The 5,539-nt window shown below is 39.9% G+C and carries 3 protein-coding genes; all 3 read left to right on the top strand.

What is annotated here, in order from left to right:
- A partial coding sequence (locus ACT3RM_RS16670; protein ID WP_444511435.1) for an MFS transporter occupies positions 1-1,142 on the top strand: 1,142 nt, incomplete at its 5' end.
- Between the two features lie 77 nt (positions 1,143-1,219).
- Entirely contained in the window at positions 1,220-2,152 is a 933-nt protein-coding gene (locus ACT3RM_RS16665; RefSeq protein ID WP_441836516.1) for a sugar kinase, read from the top strand.
- 477 nt (positions 2,153-2,629) lie between these two features.
- A complete protein-coding gene (locus ACT3RM_RS16660; protein WP_441836517.1) occupies positions 2,630-5,356 on the top strand; it encodes a poly(beta-D-mannuronate) lyase in 2,727 nt (908 codons plus the stop codon).
- Positions 5,357-5,539: the final 183 nt, after the last annotated feature.

Below are 5,539 nucleotides of genomic sequence, written 5' to 3'. Positions count from 1 at the left end.
ATATTTCAATTGTGTTTGTGTTTGCTTATGCTTTTGGCCAAGCTATATTTGGTAAAATATTTGACTGGATAGGTACTCGTTTAGGTTTTGTACTCTCTATTGGTGTTTGGTCTCTTGCTACTATTGCACACGCATTGGCGCAAGGTGTTCTGAGTTTTAGTTTGTTCCGCGCTATTTTAGGTGTTGCCGAAGCGGGTAACTGGCCAGGTGCTGCAAAAGGTAATGCAGAATGGTTTCCTACGAAAGAGCGTGCACTTGCTCAGGGGATTTTTAACTCCGGCGCAGCCATTGGCGGTATTATTGCAATTCCTCTTATTGCTTATTTAACAGTTTACTTTAGCTGGCAATTAGTCTTTATCATTATAGGTGCACTGGGCTTTCTTTGGTTATTACCTTGGTTAATTCTAGTTAAATCACCACCAGGTTCTCACCCGTGGATCACAGAAGAAGAACGTGAATATATATTAACTGGCCAAAAACGACTTGATGATAATGGTGAAGAAACTAGTGACGAAGATGAGTATAACCCTTCAACTGGTGAGTTATTAAAACGTAAGCAAAGCTGGGGCGTTATAATTGCGTCTGCGGCAATTGACCCAATTTGGTGGCTATTTGTATTTTGGATACCTATCTACCTAAATGAAGTGTATGGCATGGATGTAAAATCTATTGGTATATATGGTTGGGTTCCTTATGTTGGTGCGATGTTTGGTGCTTGGTTTGGTGGATTACTCGCGCAAAACAGGCTTAAGGCCGGCTGGAATACTGATAAAACACGAAAGCTGACAATTACGCTGGGGTGTTTGATTATGTTGCCTGCTTTACTTGCTATGGCGGATCCAGGTGAGCCAGTTGTGGCTGTACTAATTATGGCCGTTATCTTGTTTGGTTTTCAAACAGCCATTGGCAATGTACAAACATTACCAAGCGACCTATTAGGTAAAAAAGCAGTGGGTACATTATCTGGATTTTCAGGTATGGCTGCTAAACTAGGTGCAGTAGGATTAACTTCGCTAGTTCCTTATTTAACCGCCGGAGGGAACTATATGCCTGCGTTTGTAATAGGTGCGTCATTAGCGATTATTGCGATGGCAGCTGTTTGGATACTAATTCCAAAAATTGAGCCACTAAAGAAGCTCTAATAATTTGATATAAAAGTTACGCGGTGCGGACATATCCTTGTCCCATCGCTGAGCGTTACTTATGGTAAGTATTTAAAATGAAAAACATTTATTTTTTTGGTGAATGTATGGTTGAGCTCAGAGCAATGAGTGAATCAACTTTATATAAGTCATTCGCTGGGGATGTTTATAATTCAGCTGTATATTTAAAACGCTGCTTCCCTGATGTTACTGCATCGATGGTCACTGCCGTTGGGCAAGATAAACTAAGTGAACAAATGTGTGAGCGTTTTAGCAGTGAAATGATAGACACTCAATTTGTTTTTGCGCATAACGATAAAGTACCTGGCATGTATTACATTGAAACTGATGAAGCAGGAGAACGCAGTTTCACCTATTGGCGTAATGATTCTGCTGCCAAAAAAGTGGTTGATTTTTTAGATGCTGATACGCTTGCGGATTTAGCATCTGCAGAAATGTTCTTTTTCTCAGGTATTTCGTTGGCTGTTATAGAGCAAGGTGCCAGATCACTATTTTGGCAAAAGCTGGCTGAACTTAAAAAAGCGGGAGTAAAGATTGTTTTTGATCCTAACTACCGTGAACGTCTGTGGCAAACGACCGAGGAAACTAAAGAACAATACGATCAAGCATTTAGTTTAGCTGATATTGTACTGCCTGGAGTTGAAGATTTTGCCAAGCTTTATGATATTCATAGTGTGGAAGGTGTAGTTGATTTTTGTAAGTCATATGAACTATCAGAAATAGTAGTTAAAAATGGCCCTGAATCAGTTGTAACTATTGAAAATAACACACAGTTAAGCCATAGCATCACGCCGGTTAAAAATGTAGTAGATACAACCTCTGCTGGAGATGCCTTTAATGGTGTTTATCTTGGTGCTCGTATGTCAGCACACACTGTCACTGATGCCGTAAAATTGGCTGCAAAAGCGGCGGCTACGGTTATTCAGCAACCTGGTGCTGTCGCACCTAAAGATATATTTCTGCAAGCAATGAATGAAGTAGAAATTTAATAGTAAGTTCAAGTTAAGTAGTCACTTTGACATATAGTCAAAGTGACTTAGTTTTTTATGCCGCTAAGCTGCTATCGTAGCTACACCCCCATAAGTTTAAATTCTAAAAGATTACACCTCTAACCAATTAAGTCTGTTTAAAAACCCTCTTGTAAAATTTCAAAGCAAATATTAATTTTTACTTTATTACCAGTGCATGTTAATTGGTAATGCCCATCCTGTGCAGGTTGTTACTGACCTTTAGTCTTAGTTGATCCCTTACTATTAAAGTTTGGAGGATTAATTGTGAATTAAATGTTGTATTTATTGATCGATTGTACTGGTAAGTTTCATTTTAGTATGATTATATTACCCCTTGGTTAACAATTGTACGTAAATGTAAAATAATTTGGTAATAACATTTTCGTTCATTTGGTAATATGTTGACTTGAGAGCTACTAAAAAATTATAACCATGCAATTGGAGAGTAGAACCTTTATGAACTTAAAAAACTTTGCACTATGCGCTGTTGCAGCAGCAATAATGGGTTGTAACAGTGACACAAGTAATAATACGAATACGCTGGGGTCTGTATCCCTATCGGGAACCGCGTTAACAGGTGAGTCATTAAGTGCAAGTGTCAATGACTCTGACGGTATATCAACTGATATTACTTACTACTGGTATGCAGATGGTGAGATGATCTCGGGGGCTAACAGTTCATCATTTACACTTACTGATCAACAAGTAGGCCTGCCAGTTACAGTGCAGGCACTTTACACCGACGATGGTGGAATTAATGAGTCACATCTTAGTGAGCCAACGGATAATGTTTCAGCTGTTGCTTTTGACTCTACGGTCACGCTTACAGGTGATGCACTTATTGGCTCAACGTTAACTGCGAATGTTGCAGATGAAAATGGTTTTGATAGCGACACTGTTATATATACGTGGTTTGCTGACGGTGTTGAAATAGAAGATGAAGTACTGCTTACGCTTGAGCTAACAGAGGCACAGCTGGACGCTGCTATCACCGTGATGGCTACTTTTGTAGATGACAGAGGCTTTGAAGAATCCGCAACCTCTAGCGCAACAACTCCAGTCAAGCGTGTTAATTTTGAAGGTGACGTTATTGTTCAAGGTACACCAGCTTTTGGCGATACGTTAACTGCTGTTCCTAGTGATCCAGATGGTTTACCTGATGAAATTACTTATCAATGGTTTGTAGATGATGAAGCAATAGCCGGTGAAACACAAAGTACCTATGTTGTTGATCCGTCACTTTTAGGTATGTCGATAACCGTGCAAGTAACCTATATCGATGACTATGATTTTCCAGAAGATAATTTATCTGAACCTGTTGGTCCTGTCACCGAATTTGCGATTGATGAACCTGGTAGTGTGGAGATTTCAGGGGTTGTTCCTTATCTAGCCGATGCTCCATTAACAGCTGAGGTATTTGATAACAACGGTGTTGACGAAGCTAATATTTCTTATACTTGGTTAGCTGATGGAGTAGAAGTTGTCGGTGAAAATAGTAAAACTTTCACTCCTTCAGATTATGCTGGTGCAATTATTTCTGTCCGCGCTACTTATAACGATAATGATAATTTCCCAGAAGCGACCGTTGAAGGTGCCCTGACTACTTTAGTTTATAGTCAGATAGTTAGTGACGCTAATGAACTTGTAGGAGCCGTCAATACTGGTTTAGCTGATGGTACTGTTGTTGGGCTTAAAAGCAATAATTATGATGATATGGAGCCTATTCTATTAACTAGTGCAGTGACTTTACGTGCCGTTGAAGGGGAAACCCCGAAGATTCTTGGTGAAACTTGTTTTCATGTTGCCAGTGGTGTGGTTGGTGCTGAGATAAGCGGCCTGAGTTTTATAAACATTGACACCAAAATCGATTCATTTTGTGATCTTGAAGAAGCCGCGGTTATTTATTCTGAAGGTGACGACTTTGTATTTTCTGAAAATACCATGGATGGCGAGGATGAAACTTTAAACAACGAGGCCTACCACTGGATGGTATTACAAGGGAATAACGCTCTAATTGAACGTAATACCTTCACAAACCGTGACAATGCGCTTGAAGGCTCAGTAATCAAAATGGCCTCCTCAAGTGTTGATCATACGCTGCAGTATAACTTATTTACCAATGAGATTGACGAAGGTGATGAAATCGTAAGTTATGACTCTAGTTTGATGCTAATCAATGTCGGCAATACAACCGGCAACGCTGCTGCCACTGATGCAAATTTAACTGTGCAATATAACCGTGTAGATAACTTTATTACGGGGCGCCGATTAATGCGCGTTCAAACTTCAGGGGCAACAATTAAGGGCAATACGGTTATTAATCCTAATGGTGCTATTTCGCTCGAAGATGGCGGCTACAATACGGTTACTGACAATATTATGATCCGTACTTCTGAGATTATGGACAGTGATGATAGGCCAGGCGGTGTTTTAATCACTCCTTTGGGCCATACCGTGAGCAACAACTATATTGCTGGTATTCGTGCAGATGGTAAAGAAACCGGTGGTATCGTGTTTACTGCTAACCCGCTTTCACAAGGAGATGGCGGAGTACCAAGAGATGGCAACCAAACTATACTCGACAATCCGGGTGACTTTACCCTTAATGTGAACAAAAATACGGTGCTTAACTCTATTCAACCTATTGTTTTTAGTACAGAGGTTGGCTCTAAAGTCTCAGCTGATGATTGTGATGACTTAAATGAAGAGTTCCATGAAACGTTATACGGCTTAACAAAAAACTTCTTTGTTATTAACTTTGACGCAAATTTAATTGCTAATGGTTTAAATGACAATGCCGAAGCTCAAGGGTTGTTTTTACCTTTTGATGCTAGCAGCAGCGACCACTCATTTGAATATGACTGCGACTTAATAAATCACGATGAATCAGTCTTCTCAAACAACTTCGGTTTTAGTGATAGTTATTCATCTGGCGATGTTGAAGATGAAAGCTGGGTTGATATTAGAGGCGTTAATGGTAATGGCAAGTTCGATTCAGATGGCGCTATAGACCAAAATCCAGCTGAAAATGATAAAGAAGAGCCTGACTTTGTTACCGCACCAAACACCTTAACTGAAACTAATCCAGAGGGTGCGCAAGGGGGTGCTGGAGCAAAAGGGCTACATTACATTCAAGAGTCGGAAGTGGGGGTAGGTTCTACCTGGGTTGCACAGGGCGACTAAATTTAAATCAACAAGCTTGATTAAATAACCTAAATACTTAAGCGACACACTACACACAATAAAATGGAGATATAGGAAATGTTGTTGCAAAAAAAATACTCAAAATACAACAAAACAAACAAGCGAGCTTATACGCAATTTGCATTACGTCCAACTGCTAAGTTAGTTAGAGCAACGTTGGTG

It is taken from the genome of Pseudoalteromonas sp. AOP7-A1-14 (assembly GCF_052376275.1).
Classification (GTDB): domain Bacteria; phylum Pseudomonadota; class Gammaproteobacteria; order Enterobacterales; family Alteromonadaceae; genus Pseudoalteromonas.
Note: the sequence above shows the minus strand (reverse complement) of the source record. Positions and strands in the feature narration are given on the sequence as shown.

What these genes read in the sequence shown, in the direction of transcription:
- ACT3RM_RS16665 (WP_441836516.1), top strand. Translation starts at nt 1,220, where the DNA reads ATGAAAAACATTTATTTTTTTGGTGAATGTATGGTTGAGCTCAGAGCA.
- ACT3RM_RS16660 (WP_441836517.1), top strand. Translation starts at nt 2,630, where the DNA reads ATGAACTTAAAAAACTTTGCACTATGCGCTGTTGCAGCAGCAATAATG.